General features: G+C 67.9%; 17 protein-coding genes. 8 read left to right on the top strand and 9 right to left on the bottom strand.

Annotation, left to right across the window (positions count from 1 at the left end; genetic code table 11):
- Window positions 1-32: 32 nt before the first annotated feature.
- From AC1D0A_RS06995 to AC1D0A_RS06980, 4 genes are all read left to right on the top strand, one after another.
- On the top strand, window positions 33-1373 hold the full coding sequence (locus AC1D0A_RS06995) for an acyltransferase family protein (protein ID WP_476945452.1): 1341 nt from the start codon (window positions 33-35) through the stop codon (window positions 1371-1373).
- On the top strand, window positions 1370-1714 hold the full coding sequence (locus AC1D0A_RS06990) for a GNAT family N-acetyltransferase (RefSeq protein WP_028276599.1): 345 nt from the start codon (window positions 1370-1372) through the stop codon (window positions 1712-1714). Before AC1D0A_RS06995 ends, AC1D0A_RS06990 begins: the two co-directional genes overlap by 4 nt.
- 123 nt (window positions 1715-1837) lie before the next feature.
- Window positions 1838-2602, top strand: a complete 765-nt coding sequence (locus AC1D0A_RS06985; RefSeq protein ID WP_243178346.1) for a hypothetical protein — start codon at window positions 1838-1840, stop codon at window positions 2600-2602.
- Between the two features lie 25 nt (window positions 2603-2627).
- Window positions 2628-3410 (top strand): SDR family NAD(P)-dependent oxidoreductase, encoded by a 783-nt coding sequence (locus AC1D0A_RS06980; RefSeq protein ID WP_476945451.1) that lies wholly within the window; start codon window positions 2628-2630, stop codon window positions 3408-3410.
- Between the two features lie 12 nt (window positions 3411-3422).
- On the opposite strand, the gene AC1D0A_RS06975 is transcribed toward AC1D0A_RS06980, so the two are convergent.
- From AC1D0A_RS06975 to AC1D0A_RS06965, 3 genes are all read right to left on the bottom strand, one after another.
- Complete coding sequence (locus AC1D0A_RS06975; RefSeq protein ID WP_476942676.1) at window positions 3423-4475, bottom strand: FUSC family protein; 1053 nt, start codon at window positions 4473-4475, stop codon at window positions 3423-3425.
- Between the two features lie 229 nt (window positions 4476-4704).
- Complete coding sequence (locus AC1D0A_RS06970; RefSeq protein ID WP_243178349.1) at window positions 4705-6306, bottom strand: MFS transporter; 1602 nt, start codon at window positions 6304-6306, stop codon at window positions 4705-4707.
- 20 nt (window positions 6307-6326) lie between these two features.
- Window positions 6327-9512, bottom strand: a complete 3186-nt coding sequence (locus tag AC1D0A_RS06965) for an ATP-dependent DNA ligase (RefSeq protein WP_476945450.1) — start codon at window positions 9510-9512, stop codon at window positions 6327-6329.
- A gap of 40 nt (window positions 9513-9552) precedes the next feature.
- Here AC1D0A_RS06965 and ku point away from each other — a divergent pair, with 40 nt between their 5' ends.
- On the top strand, window positions 9553-10551 hold the full coding sequence (gene ku, locus AC1D0A_RS06960) for a non-homologous end joining protein Ku (RefSeq protein WP_476945449.1): 999 nt from the start codon (window positions 9553-9555) through the stop codon (window positions 10549-10551).
- 35 nt (window positions 10552-10586) lie between these two features.
- Here the strand turns inward: ku and AC1D0A_RS06955 are convergent, their stop codons facing one another.
- From AC1D0A_RS06955 to AC1D0A_RS06930, 6 genes are all read right to left on the bottom strand, one after another.
- Window positions 10587-10874, bottom strand: a complete 288-nt coding sequence (locus tag AC1D0A_RS06955; RefSeq protein ID WP_043436005.1) for a DUF7218 family protein — start codon at window positions 10872-10874, stop codon at window positions 10587-10589.
- Window positions 10875-11125: 251 nt separating this feature from the next.
- On the bottom strand, window positions 11126-11407 hold the full coding sequence (locus tag AC1D0A_RS06950; protein WP_018774864.1) for an HPr family phosphocarrier protein: 282 nt from the start codon (window positions 11405-11407) through the stop codon (window positions 11126-11128).
- 67 nt (window positions 11408-11474) lie between these two features.
- Window positions 11475-13553, bottom strand: coding sequence for a PTS fructose transporter subunit IIABC (locus AC1D0A_RS06945; RefSeq protein ID WP_476945448.1), 2079 nt, complete (start codon window positions 13551-13553; stop codon window positions 11475-11477).
- A gap of 2 nt (window positions 13554-13555) precedes the next feature.
- Window positions 13556-14542 (bottom strand): 1-phosphofructokinase family hexose kinase, encoded by a 987-nt coding sequence (locus tag AC1D0A_RS06940; protein ID WP_028276591.1) that lies wholly within the window; start codon window positions 14540-14542, stop codon window positions 13556-13558.
- On the bottom strand, window positions 14539-15357 hold the full coding sequence (locus AC1D0A_RS06935; RefSeq protein ID WP_028276590.1) for a DeoR/GlpR family DNA-binding transcription regulator: 819 nt from the start codon (window positions 15355-15357) through the stop codon (window positions 14539-14541). The genes AC1D0A_RS06940 and AC1D0A_RS06935 overlap by 4 nt, the downstream gene beginning before the upstream one ends.
- Before the next feature lie 673 nt (window positions 15358-16030).
- Entirely contained in the window at window positions 16031-16294 is a 264-nt protein-coding gene (locus AC1D0A_RS06930; protein WP_018774860.1) for a DUF6458 family protein, read from the bottom strand.
- 259 nt (window positions 16295-16553) lie between these two features.
- Here AC1D0A_RS06930 and AC1D0A_RS06925 point away from each other — a divergent pair, with 259 nt between their 5' ends.
- The 3 genes from AC1D0A_RS06925 to AC1D0A_RS06915 all read left to right on the top strand — a co-directional run bounded on the left by AC1D0A_RS06925 (window position 16554) and on the right by AC1D0A_RS06915 (window position 18715).
- Window positions 16554-17171 carry an alpha/beta hydrolase gene (locus AC1D0A_RS06925; protein WP_476945447.1) on the top strand — a complete coding sequence of 206 codons (618 nt, stop codon included), beginning with the start codon at window positions 16554-16556 and terminating at the stop codon, window positions 17169-17171.
- 308 nt (window positions 17172-17479) lie between these two features.
- Window positions 17480-17854 carry a substrate-binding domain-containing protein gene (locus tag AC1D0A_RS06920; RefSeq protein WP_476945446.1) on the top strand — a complete coding sequence of 125 codons (375 nt, stop codon included), beginning with the start codon at window positions 17480-17482 and terminating at the stop codon, window positions 17852-17854.
- Between the two features lie 117 nt (window positions 17855-17971).
- Entirely contained in the window at window positions 17972-18715 is a 744-nt protein-coding gene (locus tag AC1D0A_RS06915; RefSeq protein WP_223914646.1) for an HAD family hydrolase, read from the top strand.
- Window positions 18716-18775 lie beyond the last annotated feature (60 nt).

Here is an 18775-nt window from a genome sequence, read left to right as displayed (position 1 = left end):
TGGCACCACAGCCTGCCTTCCCGAGGGGTGCCATGCTTGCGCAGCAGCGGCCAGCCGGCGACCCGGCGCCGACGCCGGACCGAGACCCGGTGATCGACCTTGTCCGCTTCTTTTGCCTGGCATTGGTGGTGGTCGCGCACACCATGATGGTGAGTCCCGTCCTGCACCCGGACGGCACCGTGACGTCCGAGAACACCTTGGGCGATCAGCACTGGTTTGAACCAGTGGTGTGGGTCTTCCAGATCATGCCGCTGTTCTTTGTGGCCGGTGGCATCACCGGGCTGCAGTCCTGGCGCCGGCTCCGCGCCAGGGGCGGCAATGCCTTCGATTTCATGCAGGCCCGGCTGCTGCGCCTGATCCGGCCGGCCGCCGTCCTGCTGGCGGTCATGTTCGTTGGCCTGTCGGCGGCCCGCCTCGCAGGGGTTGACCCTCAGGTCATCGAGCTGCTCACCAGCGGAGCCGGCATGCCGCTGTGGTTCCTGGCCGCGTACCTCGCCGCGCAACTCAACCTTCCCTGGCTGGCGGCCCTCCACACCCGCGCGCCATGGCTGACCTTCGCCGGCCTCACCGTCCTGGTGGTGACGGTCGATTGCCTGCGGGGAGTGCTGCCGCTGTTGGCATACCTGAACATGCTGTTCCTGTGGTGCGCCGTGCAGCAGCTCGGATTCATCGTGGCGGATGGCCCGCGGCTGCTGCCGGGCCGGCCGGCGCACCTGGGCATCATGGTTGCCAGCAACATGCTGCTGGGGTTGATAGTCCTGCTGGGGCTGTATTCCGGGAACATGCTGGTGAACCTCAATCCGCCCAATGTGACGCTGCTGCTCCTGGGCATCTCGCAGGCCGCCGCCCTCCAGCTCTTCCGGCCGGTGCTGTCCCGGATCGCGTCCGTGGCCGGGGTGCGCCGGATGATGGGCGTGGCCGGCCGGCGGTCCATGACTGTTTATCTGTGGCATCTGCCCCTGCTGGCGGCGATGTCCGGTGTGCTGTTGCTGACGGATTTCCCGCAGCCCCCCGGGGGTAGCGCGGCCTGGTGGTGGGGGCGGCCCCTGGTGCTGTTGGGCGTCATCGCCCTGCTGCTGCCGGTGGTGGCATTGTTTGGCAGGCTGGAGGAGCAGCCGACGGCGCCCGGCCCGTCGCCGAGCCGGCCGGCGGCCGCCGTGCTGCTGGCCGCCGTCGCCGTTTTTGTCCCGGCAGTCAACGCCGCGCTCACCGGGCTCACGCCCGGGCTCCTCGGCGGGGGCGCCGCCTGCTTCGCGCTGGCCGTCGTGCTCCTGGGCCGGATTCCGGTTCGGCTCACGACGCCACCTGACGGGCAGGGCGGATCGGAACCGCCATTGCCACGCCCGCCATTAAGTGCCAATGTCGAACCATGACGGAGAACTCGGCAACCACGGAAGACACCTTCACCCCGGACGTCTCCACCACCCGGAACGACGAGCTGCACCGTTACGAACTCCGTGTCGGCGACAAGCTGGCCGTCCAGGTGCGCTTCATCGACAGGCCGGGCCATATCGACTTTATCCACACGGATACCGCAGAGCAGTTTCAGGGCCAAGGGCTCGCCAAAGTGCTGGCGCACTTCGCCCTCGATGACGTGGTTGCCTCCGGCAAGCGGATCATCCCGAATTGCCCGTTCATGTACCGCTACCTGCGCAAACATGAGTCGTACCACCAGTATGTGGACTGGCCGGAGCGGGTCCCCGAGGGAGCCTGAGCGCCTGGCCCGGGGGCCGGAACGGCGTCATGGGCCTGCCCGCTTGTGGGCAGCGGACCAACCTCGTAAAGTTTGACCAGAGTTATGCAGTTGGCTCTTGGACAGGTGACTTTGGAGTACCCCATGAACCATAAACTGCGTGTGCTTGTCCGGGTGGACGTCGATCCCGCACAGGTCACCCTCGAAATTACCGGCTGCGTTACGCAGTCTGATGCAGCAGCCCTCCTGCACATCGTGCGCCGCGCCTGCCGCCTCGAACCGGGCGCCGCCGTGGTCATCGACCTCCACGGCGCCTCCCACCTGGACCCTGAGGTGCTGCTGGACCTCCGGCGTCTCGCTGATGCCGGACGCCTGCCCGCTCCCGATGCCGTGGGCTCCGCAGAGGCCGGGCCGCTTCGTTTCGCCCTCGACGAGCCGGCGGTGCTGCCAATCTGCCTTGTGCACGTCGGCGCCGACGCCGAAGTCCTCGCCGAACTCGACACCGACTACCGCCCGGCCCCGGTCGCCGTCGCCGGGAACGGAGACAGCGAAGCTGCCGGACTGCTCGACGTCGGGCCCGGCTCCGGATCCGACTCCGGGCTGGGGGAGGCCAACAGCCCGCTGGCCGCGGAAACCGGCGGCCCCAGCGACCTTGGCTCCATCGACGGGCTGGCGCTTTCGGAGTACTTCGAGGGAACGCTGGATCCTGTGGCCACGGTCCGGGCACTGTCCGACACGGCGCTGTGCCGGCTCGCGGACGCTCTCTACCGCCACCTCGACACCAGCAGCCCGTCTTTCGGGGCGCACACCTGGTACGAGCTTGCGGCCGAAGAGCTTCAGAACCGCCACCTGCTCGATGACGGTGACCCGGCAGGGGACGAACTGGCGCAAGACACGGCCCTGGCCTGAGCCGGGACGAGACTAGGCTGTCGCTATGAACCCTCAAACAGCCTCTACATCCGGCAGCACAGCCCTGGTCACGGGCGCGACGGCAGGCCTTGGCGCCGAGTTCGCCCGCCAGCTCGCCGAGCAGGGCCACCGCGTGGTGCTCGTGGCCCGCGATGCCGGCCGCCTCGCGGCCACCGCGGCGGAGCTGGAGAACAGCTACGGGACCGCGACGGAGACGATCGCCGCGGACCTGACCGACGACGGCGGGATTGCCGCCGTCGTCGCGCGCCTCAGTGACCCCGCGCGGCCGGTGGAGATCCTGGTCAACAACGCGGGAATCGGCCTATTGCGGCCCTTCGAGGACACCGACATTGCCGAGGAGAAGAAACACCTGAAGCTCCATGTCGAAACCGCCATGGAGCTCAGCCACGCCGCCCTGCAAGGCATGCTCGGGCGCCAGTCCGGCAGGATCATCAACGTCGCCAGCGTGGCGGCCTTCCTGCCCCGCGGCACGTATTCGGCAGCGAAGGCCTGGCTGCTGAGTTTCTCGCGCTCGGCCAACATGGCCTATGCGGCGCGCGGGGTGAAGGTCACCGCCGTGTGCCCCGGCTTCACCCACACCGAGTTCCACGACCGGATGGGGATGGACAAGACGGCGACGCCGCGCTGGATGTGGCTCGAGGCCCGGCAGGTGGTCAGCGAGGGACTGGCGGACAACGCCAAGGGCAAGGCCGTCTCGATCCCCAGCAAGCGCTACAAGGTCCTGACCTCGGTTTCGCGGGTGCTGCCCTCAAAGCTCGTCGCCGGGCCGGCGCGGCGCGCCAAGTAGCCGCCGGGTACGTCAGCGGACGGCCAGGCGCCGTCGGCGGATCAGTACGACGACGGCGATCCCGACGGCGGCGCCCACCAGTGTCTCGACGGCCCGTTCGGTCACCAGTACGCCGGGATCGGCCGGCGCGGCAAGCTGTCCGACCAGCAGGATCACCGGGGTGAAGGAGACCATGGCAAGGCCGTAGTGCCGGGTCATGAACAGCTCGGTGCTGAACTGCAACACGATCACGAGGCAGACCAGGACGGCGGCCTCCTGCCCGGGGAAGGCCAGCAGCGGTGACCCCGGCCACGGGAACAGGACCGCAGCGACCACCACGAGGCCGATCAGGGTGCCGACAATCCGGTGGATGCCGCGGTACACGCTGCTGGGCAGGTCCGCCCCGGCAAGCGGCACCGCCGCCGCGGCCATGGCCCAGTGCGGGTGGCCGCTGCCACTGAGGACCCCCAGGGTGCCGGCGCCGCCGACAGCGGTGACGTAGCGGGCGGCATGCAGCCACGCCGCCCGGCGCCCTGCCCCGCGCAGTATTATGACGTCCCGCCGCCTCCCGCGCTGCCAGGTGCGGCCGACAAACCAGCCGCCAAAGCCGACCAAGATGGAGAACGCGGCCGATCCCGCGGCGATGAGAAGGCCCGTGTGCCAGGGGGCGGCGGCGGGAACGGAGGCGCACGCGCCCAGGGCCAGGATCCCGAAGAAGGGACCGGCGGGTTTCAGGGCAGTCTTGTCCGTGAACAGCGAGCCCACGCCGGCGAACGCGGCCTCAATGATCACCAGGGCCCACGAATGAATGTGGTGGGCCGAGAGGAAGACGCCGACTCCTACGCCGGCAACCAGAAGGACAGCCGCCTGGCCTTGATGGCGGAGCCGGAGCTGGTGCGGCTCGGTGCGGCCGTACATGCCGGTCAGCGCGCCGAAAACGGCGTAGCCGGCCAGCTCGGGGCGACCGGCTGCCAGGAGCGCCAGGGACGGAACGGCCACGCTGATCGCCATCCGCCAAGCCGACACGTGGTCCTTGTTGGCCGGGGACAGGGTGTGCAGCGAACGGATGTGGTGCAGCAGGGACATCACAACCGCCTTTCCGGTTCCTGTGGTTTCAGTGGTTTCAGTGGTTCCCCGGATCCCGGGGGTTCGCGGGGGCCCCGGCGCCCGGGTGGTGCTGATAGCGGTTCGGACACGCCTAAGGCCTGCCCGGATGCGTCCCCCAACGGGTAAGCATCCGGAACAGGCCTCAAAGGGCGGGGCTGTCAGCTACGTAGCCTGGACTACTGCTGCCGGTCCGGTCGGACCGGCAGGCTTAGGCTGTGGCCGGGACTTTCTCGGCTTCCCCGCGCCCTGCGGTGGAATCGACGGCCGGTGCGACCATGGGCATGTCCATGTGCTCGAGGTCGATCAGCGGGTTCTCGTCCTGCGTCGCGACCAGCTCGCGGGCCTCAGCCTGGGTGTCCACGCTCGGCATGGAGCCGGGCAGCGGCATCTGGGCGGATTCCTTGAGGAAGTAGATCGCTACTGCGCCGATCGCCGAGGTGGCCATCAGGTAAAAGGCCGGCATCATGTCGTTGCCGGTTGCGCTGATCAGGGCGGCAACGATGAACGGCGTGGTGCCGCCGAAGATGGCCACCGAGAAGTTGTACGCGATGCCCATGGCGCCGTAACGGCTGGCCGTCGGGAACTGGGCCGGCAGGGCCGACGCCAGGTTGGCCACGTAGAACGTCACGGGGAAGGCAATCAGGGAAAGGCCGGCCAGCGTGGACCAGATTTCACCGATGCCGATCAGCAGGAAGGCAGGGGTGGCGAGGACGACGGTGCTGATGGCGCCGATCCACAGCACGGGGCGGCGGCCGATCCGGTCAGAAAGCTTGCCGGTCAGCGGGATGCAGAGGCTCATGATGACCAGCACGGGGATGGTCAGCAGCGTGCCGTGCAGCTCGTCGTAGCCCTTGGACTCCGTCAGGTACGTCGGCATGTAGGAGGTCAGTGCGTAGCCGGCGGTGTTTGCCGCCGCGACCAGGATCATCGCGACGATGAGGGAGCGCCAGTACGCCTTCACGATGCCCACCGGACCCTTGGAGGCTGTGATGTCCGAGGCGGTTGCGTCCTTGGCGAGGTTCTCCTGGGCATCCAGGGTTGCCTGGAACTGCGGGGATTCCTCGATCTTGCTCCGGAAGTACACGGCGATCAGGCCGAGCGGGCCGGCAAGGAGGAACGGGATGCGCCAGCCCCACTGCTCCATGGTGTCCTGGCCGAGGGTCAGCTGCAGCACCGAAACGAGGGCCGCGCCAAGGGCGAAACCGAGGTAGCTGCCCATGTCCAGGAAGCTGGCGAAGAATCCGCGGCGCTTGTCAGGGGCGTACTCGCTCACAAAGGTCGTGGCGCCGGCGTATTCACCGCCGGTAGAGAAGCCCTGGATAACTTTGAACAGGACCAGCAGGACCGCAGCCCAGATGCCGATCTGTGCGTAGCCGGGCAGGAGCCCGACGGCGAAGGTGCTGGCGGCCATGATCATCAGGGTCGCGGCGAGGACCTTCTGGCGGCCGATCTTGTCGCCAAGCCAGCCGAACACGACTCCGCCGAGGGGGCGGGCGATGAAGGTGGCGGCGAATGTTCCGAGCAGGAACAGGGTCTGGACGGACTTGTCCGCCTCTGGCAGGAACACCGGTCCCATGGTGGTGATCAGGTAGCCGAACACGCCGACGTCGTACCACTCCATGGTGTTACCCACGATGGTGCCGCCGAGTGCCTTCTTGAGCATCGGCTGGTCGACAACGTTGACGTCGGACTCGCGGAGTCGACGGCGACGTAGCTTCGGTTTCTTCACACCCTTGGGTGCGCCTTGGTTGGTTCTGCTGGCGTCGATGACGCCTGCTGAAGAGTCGGTCATGCTTCGGTCTGTGGGCATTTGGGAAGCTCCTAGGGAGATCATTTGCTTGCGACTTGTAGCTGCCCCGCTCTGGGCAGGCTTTCAATTTTACGGGAATTCTCTGGAGTTTCCGAGTTGTGTGCCGTATGATCGCCCATTTCGGGTGCAAATTGAGGGCAATTCACTAATTTCTTTTGCCCGCTTTCACCGCGCGGATACTGGGAACCGGCCATCCCCGCGGCGCCGGGCCCAAAATTTTCCGCGCCAGCCCTCGATTGCTGGGGTTTCCGACGGGATTCGGGCCGCCGGAAAGTCAGACGGCGGGCGCTACAGACATCTCCCCGGGGCAGTCCTACGATTGATGGACACTTCATTTCACAGCGGTTAATTACAGCGGAAAGGAAGATCAATGGCGGATCATCAGTTCGGAGAAGAAATCGAGCCCGAGGTCGCGAGCCATCTGGCGCAGTCCATGGCTGAAGCCCCGGGACCCGAGGCCCTGCACCACGCTCCCCCCGGGCCCGGCCAAGGACAGCAATGGCCGGACGGCAGCGGTAAGCAGCGGCACCCCAAGGACCGCGACAGCGCCCGCGGGCGGCAGGGCCAGCAGGTGGCCGCCGGCGCCATGCACCGGCAAAGCCGTCCGCAGCTGCCCCGGCTGGCGCCTTATCCAGGCGCCAGCCGCGCCACACCGGGTGCCGGAGCTTCCCGCTGCCGGTCCATTCTCCGAAGGTGACCTCGCCGACGAGTTTTGCGCTCACCCAGTTGGCGTCTGCCGCGTCAGCGTCCGGCACGTCCCGGAACGGGGAGGTCTTCCGTGGCAGGGCGTCGAGTTGTTGCCTGAGTTCCTTGAGTTCGCGGGTGCTGAAGCCGCTGCCCACCCGGCCCACATACCGTAGTTTCGAGCCGTCCGGAATCCCCAGCAGCAGCGAGCCCACGGATTCCCGGCGGCCCCCTTTCCCGGGCCGCCAGCCGCCCACCACCACCTCCTGGGTCCGTTCAACCTTGAGCTTGAGCCAGGACCGGCTGCGCTGGCCGACGTAGCGCCCGTCCGTGCGCTTGGCCATGACCCCCTCGAGGCCGAGCTCGGCGGCGCTTTCCAGGATGTGCGCGACGTCGCCATCGATCACGCCGGAAAGCTCCACCGGGGCGGCGGAAGGGCGGAAGAACTGCTCCAGCCGGCGGCGCCGCCCACTCAGCGGCTGGCGCCGCAGGTCCTCGCCGGCGTCGAAGAGCAGATCGAACAGCATCAGCCGCACGGGCGTCGACTGCTGCGCCCGGGCGACGTCGGCGGCCCTGCTCAGTTTCATCCGGCCCTGAAGCAGCCCGAAGTCGGGCCGGCCGGAGCGGCCGACGGCGATGATCTCGCCGTCGGCGACGAAGCCCTGCTCCGGCCAGCAGGACCGGTCCGTCAGCTCGGGGTAGCTCACTGACATGTCGATGCCGTTGCGGCTGATGAGCCGGACCGCCGTTGCGTCGCCGATCACCAGGGCCCGCACCCCGTCCCACTTGAGCTCGATCTGCCAGTCCAGGTCCGGTAGGTCCGCCAGGGTCCCGGATGTGGCCAGCATCGGGCTGAATCCGGAGGCGTCGGGGGCACGTTCGCTGCCGGCGGCGGTTTCCGCTCCGCCCTCGCGGTGGCCGCGGCCGTCCGCTGAGCCGTCCTCCCCGCCGTCGTCCGCTGCCTCGTCGGTGTCTTTATCCGTATTGTCCGCTGTGCCGGCCGGGCGCCGCGGACCGGGACGGCCTTGCGGGGCCGCCGGGTCCATCAGGTGGATCAGCCACTGGTCATCGGCCCGGCCGGTGTGGATCAGGGCGAACCTGCGCGGTCCGCCGAGGCCGCCGCCCTCCGCGCCGGTCAGGGTGGCGATGACCTCCTTGCCCGCGATCCATTTTTCGCATTCGTAGTGTCCGTGGTCCCAGATGCTGACCGTCCCGGCGCCGTACTGGCCCTTGGGAATGTCACCCTCGAAGTCGGCGTAGTCAAGCGGGTGGTCTTCGGTCTGGACCGCGAGGTGGTTCTTGGTTTTGCTGGTCGGGACGCCCTTGGGCAGTGCCCAGGACACCAGCACGCCGTCGCGTTCCAGCCGGAAGTCGTAGTGGAGCCGGCTGGCGTGGTGCTCCTGGATAACGAACTTCTCCTGCCGTGTCCCGCCGTCGTCCCCGGCGTGGTGCCGGTCCGCGGTGAAGGGCTCGGGAGTGGCCGCCCTGTCCCGTTTGGTGCGGTACTTTTCCAGCCGCGGATCGGCGTCGCCGCCGTCGCCGGCCGGCTCGGGAGGGATTTCGGCCCGTCCGCTGAGCCGGTGGTCCGACTGGCGGTCCGGCGCGTGCGCCGCCGGGGCTCCGGCGCCGTGCCGGCCGCCGGAAACCGCGGCGAACGGATCCTGGCCGGCTGCGACGCGCTTCATCACCTCCTGGTAATCCAGCTGGTGCAGGGACGCGGAACTGAGTTCCCGCCATGTGCGCGGGGCGGCCACCGTCGGCCGGAGCCGGCCGCGCAGTGAGTACGGCACGATGGTGGTCTTGGCGGCGTTGTTCTGGCTCCAGTCCACCAGCACCTTGCCCGTGCGCAGGGTCTTTTTCATGTCGCTGACGGCGAGATCCGGGTGGTCTGCCTCAAGCGAGCGGGCCAGTTCGCGGGCGAAGTCGGAAATCCGGTCCGAGCTCTGGGACCCGTCCAGGGCCGCGTAGAGGTGGATGCCCTTGCTGCCGCTCGTCACCGGCACGGGGTCCAGGCCAACGTCCTGCAGGATGGTGCGGGCCAGCCTGGCCACCTCCACGCACTCCGCCAGTCCCGCGCCTTCGCCCGGGTCCAGGTCCAGCACCAGCCGGTCGGGCGGCATGGCGTTGCCGTGGGAGTCAACCCGCCACTGCGGCACGTGGATCTCCAGGGCCGCGATCTGGGCCAGCCAGGTGAGGGTGGCGGGATCATTGACCAGGGGGTATTGGATGGTCCGGTCCTTGTGCGTGATGGCGGCACGGGGCACCCAGCCAGGCGTTGAATGGTCCAGGTTCTTCTGGAAGAACATCTCCCCGGGGGCATCTGCGGTCCCGACGCCGTGGACCCAGCGCTTGCGCGTGGCCGGCCGGTTGCGGGCGGCGGGGATCAGCACCGGCGCGACGGCGGCGTAGTAGGCCAGGACGTCGGCCTTGGTGGTGCCCGTCTCCGGGTACATGATTTTTTCCAGGTTGGTGAGCACCAGTTCGCGCCCGTCCACGCGGACGCGTTCCTTACCGTTGGGCAAAACCCTTCACCTCCGCGCAACTGTGATGTTCACTTGATCCATGAGAGCCATCTGGAAAGGCGCAATAGCGTTCGGGCTGGTCAACGTGCCGGTCAAGGTCTACAGCGCCACCGAGGACCACGACATCAGCCTCCACCAGGTCCACAACGCCGACGGCGGCCGGATCCGCTACCAGCGCCGTTGCGAGGTCTGCAGCAAGGTCATCGACTACGAGGACATCGACAAGGCCTACGAGGACGACGGCCGCACGGTGGTCCTGACGCGCGACGAGCTTAAGTCCATCCCGGCGGAAAACAGCCACGAAATCGAAGTGGTCCAGTTCGTTCCGGTCGACCAGCTCGATCCGATGATGTTTGAAAAGAGCTATTACCTTGAACCCGACTCCAAGTCGCCCAAGGCCTATGTGCTGCTGCGGCGCGCCCTCGAGGACACGGACCGGGTGGCAATTGTGCAGTTCGCGCTGCGGGACAAGACCCGGCTTGGCGCGCTGAGGATTCGTGACGAGGTCCTGGTGCTGCAGTCGCTGCTGTGGGCCGACGAGGTCCGCGAGGCCAGCTTTCCAGCACTCGAGACTTCCATCCGGATCTCGGCGCAGGAACGCGAGATGTCCGCGGCCCTGGTTGACTCGATGGCCTCCGACTTTGAGCCGGACCAGTTCACGGATGATTACCAGGAGCAGTTGCGCCAGCTGATTGAGGCCAAGCTGGACAAGGGGGAGTCGCTGGACACGGAGGAGACCTTCGGCGCCCCCGCCGAGGCCGGCGAGGGCGAAGTTATCGACCTGATGGAAGCCCTCAAGCGCAGCATCGAGAAAAAGCGCGGCGGTGGGCCGGCGGAGACTCCTGCCGGGGGCTCCGGTTCTGCTGCCAAGGCCGCCCCGAGGACCTCCGCCAAGACGGCGGCAGCCAAGTCCACAGGCACTAAATCCACGGCCGCCAAGACGGCGGCATCCACGACTGGTTCCAAGTCTGCGGCGGCTTCCAAGGCTGAAGCGGCGCCTAAAGTGACGGCGTCGAAGACGGCGCGAAAGCGTGCCTGAGCCCGGGTGCCGGCTGGCGCCGTCGTGCACTTTAATCAGGAGTTCCGCAGGGCGGAGATGAGCTCGCTCTTCTTCTTGGCCGAGTAACCTTTGAGGCCGATCTCCTTGGCGCGTGCCTTCAGCTGCGGCACCGTCCAGTCCTCGTAGTCTCCGGCCTTGCCGCCCTTGCGGCCGACCGAGGAACGGCCCCGCTTGGCGGCGGCGTTGGAGATCCTGGCCGCTTTTTGCTTGGAGGCGCCGTCCTCGAGCAACTTCTCATAGAGCTCGGGGTCCTTGATGCTGGGGCTCTCTGAGCCTTGGGGCTCGCCCTTCTTCGTTGGCATGGCTGCGCGATCATCTCCTTCGGCCGGGAACCACATGGGCGGCGGCCCGCGGTCGGTGCCGCCGGGGATTCCAAACTAGCCGCGCCGCGGGGCCGTGACAAGCATTTGCTAAGGCCCCTTATAAAAGTTGCCCTGACGGTCCGCCGCCAGAGCAAAGCGGCAGGCAACGCGAAGGCCCGGCCGGCCCCKGATCGGGGGCGGCCGGGCCAACTGAAGCTGCCGGTGTTCCGGCGCGGGGCCGGAAGCTGAGGCTATTCGGCGTCGTGATCCGTCTCAAGGATCTGCACGAGGCGGTCAAGTGCGGCGTCGGCGCCCTCACCTTCGGCACGCAACACCACAACTTCGCCGTGCGATGCGCCGAGGCTCATCAGCGACAGGATGCTGGCGGCGTCCATCGCCTCGTCCTCGGGCTCGCCCAGCCGGGCAATCGTGATCTCGAGGTTGTCGAACTCGCCTGCAGCCTCGGCGAAGATGGCGGCCGGACGGGCGTGCAGCCCGACCCGGCTGGCAATGGTGGCGTTACGTTCGGTCATTTCTGCTCCTTGAAGTCAGCTTGGGTGTTTGTCAGCTGTGAGTATCTGCTGGGAAAATCGTCCTGGTTCAGGCGGCAACGGGAACCGTTTCCACCGTATCAACCGGCTTCTTGACTGCCCAGCGCTTGAGCCCGATCACGGCGAAGGCGCCGACAACGGTACCGGCCGCAATGGCGATGCAGAACCACAGGAACGAATCGATCGCGAAGAAGACGAAGATTCCGCCGTGGGGGGCCTTCGAGCCCACGCCGGCCGCCATCGAGATGGCACCGGTCACGGCGCCGCCGAGCATGCTGGCGGGGATGACGCGGAGCGGGTCCGCGGCGGCGAACGGGATGGCGCCTTCGGTGATGAAGGAGGCGCCCAGCAGCCAGGCGGCCTTGCCGTTTTCCTGTTCCGCCAGGCTGAAGAGCCTCTTGTTCAGCACGGTCGCGGCCAGTGCCATGGCCAGCGGCGGGACCATGCCGGCGGCCATGACGGCCGCCATGATCTGCCACGGGGCCTGGTTGGTGATGGAGGCTGCGCCCAGGCCGGCGACTGCGAAGGAATAGGCAACCTTGTTGACGGGACCGCCGAGGTCGAAGCACATCATCAGGCCCAGGATGACGCCCAGGGCGATGGCGCTGGCACCGGTGAGGCCGGACAGGAACTCGTTGAGCCCGACAGTGACCCGGGCGATGTAAGCGCCCAGGAACACGAACAACAGGCCCGACGCCGCGAGCGACGCCACGAGCGGGATAACGACCACCGGCATCAGGCCGCGCAGCCAGCGGGCCACATGGAGCTTGCCGATCGAATGGGCCACGTAGCCGGCGATCAGGCCGCCCACGATGCCGCCGAGGAACCCTGCGCCCATGAAGACGGCAACGGCGCCGGAAACGAAGCCCGGGGCGATGCCGGGCCGGTCAGCAATGGCGTAGGCGATGTAGCCGGCCAGCGCGGGTACGAGGAAGCCCAGGGACAGGGCGCCGATCTTGAAGAGCACGGCCCCCAGGTAGGCGCCCAGCGGGCCCCAGGCCAGTTCCGGGTACGCGGTGGGCAAGTTCGTGAGGCTGTTCTCCGCCAGGATCTTGTCCGCGAAGGCGGTGATGTTGTAGCCACCCAGCAGGAAGCCGAGGGCGATCAGCAGGCCGCCGCCAGCCACGAACGGGATCATGTAGCTGACACCGGTCAGGAGGGCCTTCTTCAGCTTCGTGCCGATGTGCTCGCTCTTTTCCTCGGCGGCCATCTCGGCCTGCTCCTCGGCGCCGAAGTGGGGCACGCGGTGGGCGTGCGGGTTGTCCGCGGCGGCGAGAGCCTCGGCGACCATCTTGTCCGGTTCGTCGATGCCGCGCTTGACCGGCGCGTTGATCACCGGCATGCCGGCGAAGCGCTCCTTGCCGCGCACGTCGACGTCCACGGCGAAGATCACGGCATCGGCGGCTGCGATCACGGCGGGGTCGAGGGCCTTGGCGCCGGAGGATCCCTGGGTTTCGACCTGCAGGTCCACGCCGACTTCCTTGGCCGCGGCGACGAGCGAGTCGGCGGCCATGTAGGTGTGGGCGATGCCGGTGGGGCACGCGGTGACGGCGACGAGGCGCTTGGGCCCCTTGGCCTTCGCCGCGCCGGCACCTTCACCGGTTGCGGCCGCCGCGGCTGAGGCGCCGGCCGCGGATGCGGCGCCGGTCGCTTCGGCAGCGGTGTGGGCGGCCGGCTTGTCCGCCAGGGCGGCGTCGACGAGGTCGACAATTTCCGCCTGGGAGGTCGCGGCGCGCAGGCTGGCCGTGAAGTCCTTTTTGATCAGTGACCGCGCCAGCTTCGAAAGCAGCTTCAAGTGGTCCTGGTCCGCGCCCTCGGGAGCGGCGATGAAGAAGATGATGTCTGCGGGCCCGTCCTTGGCGCCGAAGTCGACCGGCTGGGACAGCCGCGCCATCGCCAGGGTGGGTTCGGTGACCGCCGTCGAGCGGCAGTGCGGGATCGCGATGCCGCCCGGGACGCCCGTGGCGGTCTTGGATTCCCGGGCGAAGGCGTCGGCGAAAAGCTCTTCGGCCTCGGTGGCGCGTCCGGTGGCTGCAACCCTGCCTGCCAGATGCCGGATCACGTCCTCGGGCGAGCTGCCCAGATTCTGGTCGAGCTCGACCAGTTCGGTAGTAATGAGCTGTGTCACTGTCAATCCTTCCGGAGGGCCGTGATGGTTACGGCATCAGGGGTGGTTTGGTTGACTGCCGGGACAGTGGAGCCAGGCAGGGAAGCGGCGGCGGCACCATGGGCCACCGCCTGACGGAGGCAATCGACCGGGGCGGCGCCCTGGCTGGATGCGAGCAGGTATCCGGCCAGCGAGGAATCGCCGGCGCCGACAGTGCTGACCGCGGTGACCGGCGGGTGCGTGGCCAGCCACGCGCCGTCGGCCGTCACAAGAACGGCACCCTTGGAGCCGAGGGTGGCCAGTACGGCACCCACTCCGGAGCGCACGACGGCGGAGGCGGCAGCTGCTGCAGCCTCCGGGTCCGCTTCGAGCTCCTCGGCGGACTTGTTCGTGGCGAAACCGGCTGCGGCAGCCAGTTCCACCAGTTCCTCGGCGTTGGGTTTCAAGAGGTCCGGTTTTCCCGAGGTGTCGCCGGAGACCGCTGCGGCGAGGGGTTCGCCGGATGAATCGACGGCAACCCGTGGTGCGGCCTCGCCGTCGAACAGGGACCGCAGCCGCCGGGTGACGGTTGCGTAGAAGTCGGCCGGGACCCCGGGTGGGAGCGAGCCGGCCAGGACTACCCAGGCGGCACCGCGGGCGTGGTCCAGCAGCAGGCTGATCAGGGCCTCCTGCTGCTCCTCGCTGAGCGCCGGTCCGGGTTCGTTGATCTTGGTGGTGACGCCGCCGGGCTCGGTGAGGGCCACGTTGCTGCGCAGCGGCTCGCCAATCGGCAGGGCCGCGAACGGAACGTCGGTCTCCCGCAGGCCGGTGAGGACGGGGTCGGCCTCGGCGCCGGGGAGAACGGCGACTGTCTTCAGCCCCGACGCGACGAGGGCGCGCGAGACGTTGACTCCCTTGCCGCCGGATTCCTGGCGGACGGAGATGGCCCGCTGAACTTCCCCGCGGAGGAGGGGGCCGGGCAGCGCCACGGTGCGGTCCAGGCTGGGGTTGGCGGTGAGGGTGACAATCACGCGACCACCACCTCCACTCCGGCTTCCGCGAGGGCGTCGGCGAGTTCCCGGCTGGGCTGCGAGTCTGTGATCACGGTGTCCAGATCTTTCAACGAGGCGAACTGGACCAGCGTTTCCGCGTCCAGCTTGGAGGAGTCAGCCAGCACCACAATGCGGCGCGCTGATTGGACGAAGGCAGCCTTGACAGCGGCTTCTTCAGGATCGGGTGTGCTCAGCCCGAAGGCTGCATGGATGCCGTTGGTGCCGATGAAGGCGATGTCCGGGCGGATCCGGCGGGCGGCTTCCACCGTGGACTGGCCGACGGCGGCCTGGGTCAGGCCGCGGACCTTGCCGCCGAGCAGGTGCAGGGCGATTCCGGGTCCGCCGGACAGCCGGGACGCGATGGGCAGGGAGTGGGTGATGACGACGAGTTCGGCGTCGGACCCAGATGCCGGAACGGTGCCCTGTGCGGCGGCTCCGGCGGCCCGGGCGGACAGGAGTTCGGCGAGGGCCTCCGTGGTGGAGCCGGCGTCGATCAGGATGCTGCCGGTGAGGCCCTGGGGAATGAGGGCCAGAGCGGCCTCGGCGATCCGGGTCTTTTCGGGCTGCCGCTGGACGGTCCGTTCCAGGATGCTTTCTTCCGTGGTGCTGAAGCGGTCCGGGGAGACCGCGCCGCCGTGCACCCGGCGGACGCTTCCGGAAGCTTCCAGGGCGGCGAGGTCCCGGCGGATGGTTTCGGTGGTGATGCTGAAGCGCTCGGCCAGGTCCGTGACACTGGCCCGCCCGCTGGCGTAGATGAGCCCCACGATCAGCTGCTGGCGTTCTTCGGCGAACACTTACCCTCCATTGCGTACTGCGTCTGACTTGGCTTTCGTTCTTGCCGTGCGTTGGGCTGGAAATGCGCCCCGGCCGCTTCGGTGACTCCCGTCACATGAAGTGGAATTATTTGACTTTATCTTTGTTCTTGTTGGTTTGTCAATGAAAAACCACATGAACGCAGAAGGGTGGGCTTCGCCGCGGGACATGCCCAGTGTTCGGGCCGGGCGCCGGGGGACATGTCCAGTGTTCGGGCCGGGGAGTGGGCACTTGGGGAATATGTCCATGGGCCGCTGCGGGGGTTGGGCATGTGCTGCGGTTGGGGTGGTTGCGGGGCGGGCGCCGGGGGACATGTCCAGTGTTCGGACCGGGGAGTGGGCACTTGGGGGATATGTCCAGGGGCCGCTGCGGGGGCTGGGCATGTGCCGCACTTGGGGTGGTTGCGGGCCGGGCGCCGGGGGACATGTCCAGTGTTCGGGCCGGGGAGTGGGCACTTGGGGGATATGTCCAGGGGCCGCTGCGGGGGCTCTGCATGTGCTGCGGTTGGGGTGGTTGCGGGCCGGGCGCCGGGGGACATGTCCAGTGTGCGGACCGGGGAGTGGACCCGGATGGCGGAAGCCGGGCCCGACCTCGAGGTCCGGCCCGGCTTCCGGGTCGTTGGATTCCGCGCCGCTTAGTGGGTGCGGGGAAATCTCAGATGCCTGCGTCGCGGCTCTCATTGCGGGTGATGGTCTCGCCGGTGTTGGGGTCCACTACGGTGCGGCTTTCGCTGACCCGGCGCGTGCGGCCCCGTCCTGGGCCGGCGAGGACGAGAGAAGCGATGAGTCCAATCACGCCGACCGCCATCAGGATGTAGCCGATCATGGCCTGGTTCACATTGGGGATCAGCCCCGGGGCGACAGCCCAGGCGAGGATGGCGCCGATGGCGATGAGGAAGATTGCGGAACCGATTCTCATAACGTGCTCCTTGATGCCCGGGGGCGGACTGATGATGGTAAGCATGCTGTCCAGCGTCACGCTACAACCCCGCCCCGGCTGTTTCAATGAAGCGCCCTCCGCCCCGCGGGGAAATTTCCGCGCCGGTTTCGGCCCGCCGCGCCTTTTCCGGACGGATGCGCCACGGATCCGGGGGGCGGAGGTCCGCTTACGCCGCGGAAACCGCGGAGCGCGGCCCGTGCGTGGCGGGACGCGTGGCGGTGCTGGATAGGCTGAGCCAATGGAGACGGTGATCTGGTCGAAACCCGAACACGAACGCGGCGGCACCCCGCTGCTGGTGATGCTGCACGGCTACGGTACGGACGAATTCCGCATGTCCAAGCTGTTCGCTTCCCTGCCGCCCGAGTTCAGTTGCGCCGCCCTGCGTGGACCCAAGGACATTGGAGACCACTACGGCTGGTTCCTGCTGGACTATTTCCTCACCCACGACTTTGCCGACGTCATCGCCTCCACGAACGCGGTCTTCGCCTGGATCGAGTCGGTCAAAGCCCGGCACAGCAGCGTCAGCCTGTTCGGATTTTCGCAGGGGATGGCGATGGCCAGCACGCTCCTGCGGCTCCGGCCGGAACAATTCCGCGCAGCTGTGGGGCTCTCGGGTTTTGTCCTGGACAACGAACTGCTGGCGATGAGCGAATCGTTCACCGCCCGGCCGCCGTTCTTTTGGGGCCGGGACAAGGGCGACGTCGTCATCAACGACGCGGCTACCGAGCACACCGAGGCGTGGCTGAACCGGAATACCCAGCTCACGGCCAGGACCTATCCGGGCATGGGCCACACGATTTCGAAGCCCGAACTCGTGGACGTCAGCGCGTTCCTGCGGCACTACGTCCTGCGCTGAACGGGCGCTGACCGGGCGCTACGTCCTGCGTGACCCAGGCGCTGACCAGGGCGCCGGCCCGGCCCGCCAAACCCCCGGCCAAGCGGCCCCGCCAACCCGTTCCCAATCCGCTGCCAAACTCCGGATCGTCCACTTGCATGCCAAATATGTAAGCGCTTACAATCGACCTCGGCCATGAACACCGGGCCCACTACTTCGGGGGGAAGAAAGGGCTGAGCCCGTGCCGCAGGCCAACACCCCGCGCGTGAGAATCCAGGACGTCCCCGCGCTTCCCGGACTCTCCATCTGCACCGTCTCATCCGGACCTCGTGCTCGACGCCGGCTCCGGCATCGAAGGCGGCCGGCTGGCCATGGTGGAGCCTGTGGAAAACCCCGGGATGCCGTCCGCGATCCTCGCTGGTTGCGACGGGACAGCCTGCTGTGCGCTCATGGCCATGCGGGAGCCCGGTTTGTCAGCGCCGGAAAACGTGTCCATCATAGGAATAGACGATCATCAGATGAGTTGGTTCCTGGGCCTGACCACAATTGCCCAGCCACTGGCCGACCAGGGCGCGTTCGCGGCCAACCTGCTGATTGAAAGACTTCATCGCTCAGGACTTGCCAATCCGCCGCCTGCCAGTCCGCCGTCGAACCATCTGCCGGACACCACATTGGTAGAGCGCACCGGCACACGCCGACGCTGATCCGCACGGCGTCCGACGCCGGAACGGCCCCAAACGAGCAGCCCTGAACTGCCTGCCTTAGACCATCGCTTTGACCAAACCGTCTTGCCTGCCCGTCGTCTGAAAGGACCTCGACTCATGACTGTAGTTCCCGACACCTCCGGCCTCGCCGGTGCGCTCTCCGGTGCAACCGCCATCCTTTTTGACCTCGACGGCGTCCTGACCCCCACCGCCGTGGTGCATGAGCACGCCTGGAAGCAGCTCTTTGACGGCTTCCTGGCCTCGGTCCCCGGTGCTGAGCCGTACCGTGAGAGCGACTATTTCGACCACATCGACGGCAAGCCGCGGTTTGACGGCGTCCGGGACTTCCTGGCCTCCCGCGGGATTGTGCTGCCCGAGGGCCCGGTGAACGACGAGCCCGCGCATGACACGGTCCACGGACTCGGCAACCGCAAGAACAAGGTCTTCAACGACATCGTCGAGGCCGGCGGAGTCCAGCCGTACGAGGGCTCCGTCCGGCTGGTTGAGGCCGCCCTGGCCCGCGGGCTCAAGCTCGCCGTCGTCTCCTCTTCCCGCAACGCCCCTGCCGTGCTTAAGGCTGCCGGCCTGTCCGACTACTTCCCGGTGGTGGTCGACGGCGTCGTCGCCGTCGCCGAGGGACTGCCCGGCAAGCCCAGCCCGGCCACCTACGAATACGCCGCGCGGCTCTTGGGCCTGCCGAGCCAGGAGTGCGTCGTGGTGGAGGATGCCGTCTCCGGCGTCCAGGCCGGCAGCGCGGGAGACTTCCGCTCGGTGATCGGCGTCGACCGCGGCGCCGGCCGGCAGACCCTGCTCGACGCCGGGGCCACGGTCGTGGTCAACGACCTCGCCGAACTGCTCTAGCCCGGCTCGCTCACCCCACCGCCCAGCCCACTGCCACTCCCGCCGAAGGAACCCCCCAAA

The sequence above is a fragment of the Arthrobacter sp. P1_D4 genome (genome assembly GCF_056406115.1).
This window is presented reverse-complemented; position numbering and strand designations above follow the sequence as displayed.

Coding starts and splice junctions, on each gene's coding strand:
- AC1D0A_RS06995 (WP_476945452.1), top strand. CDS start 33: ATGCTTGCGCAGCAGCGGCCAGCCGGCGACCCGGCGCCGACGCCGGAC.
- AC1D0A_RS06990 (WP_028276599.1), top strand. CDS start 1,370: ATGACGGAGAACTCGGCAACCACGGAAGACACCTTCACCCCGGACGTC.
- AC1D0A_RS06985 (WP_243178346.1), top strand. CDS start 1,838: ATGAACCATAAACTGCGTGTGCTTGTCCGGGTGGACGTCGATCCCGCA.
- AC1D0A_RS06980 (WP_476945451.1), top strand. CDS start 2,628: ATGAACCCTCAAACAGCCTCTACATCCGGCAGCACAGCCCTGGTCACG.
- AC1D0A_RS06975 (WP_476942676.1), bottom strand. CDS start 4,475: ATGTCCCTGCTGCACCACATCCGTTCGCTGCACACCCTGTCCCCGGCC.
- AC1D0A_RS06970 (WP_243178349.1), bottom strand. CDS start 6,306: ATGCCCACAGACCGAAGCATGACCGACTCTTCAGCAGGCGTCATCGAC.
- ku (WP_476945449.1), top strand. CDS start 9,553: ATGAGAGCCATCTGGAAAGGCGCAATAGCGTTCGGGCTGGTCAACGTG.
- AC1D0A_RS06955 (WP_043436005.1), bottom strand. CDS start 10,874: ATGCCAACGAAGAAGGGCGAGCCCCAAGGCTCAGAGAGCCCCAGCATC.
- AC1D0A_RS06950 (WP_018774864.1), bottom strand. CDS start 11,407: ATGACCGAACGTAACGCCACCATTGCCAGCCGGGTCGGGCTGCACGCC.
- AC1D0A_RS06930 (WP_018774860.1), bottom strand. CDS start 16,294: ATGAGAATCGGTTCCGCAATCTTCCTCATCGCCATCGGCGCCATCCTC.
- AC1D0A_RS06925 (WP_476945447.1), top strand. CDS start 16,554: ATGGAGACGGTGATCTGGTCGAAACCCGAACACGAACGCGGCGGCACC.
- AC1D0A_RS06915 (WP_223914646.1), top strand. CDS start 17,972: ATGACTGTAGTTCCCGACACCTCCGGCCTCGCCGGTGCGCTCTCCGGT.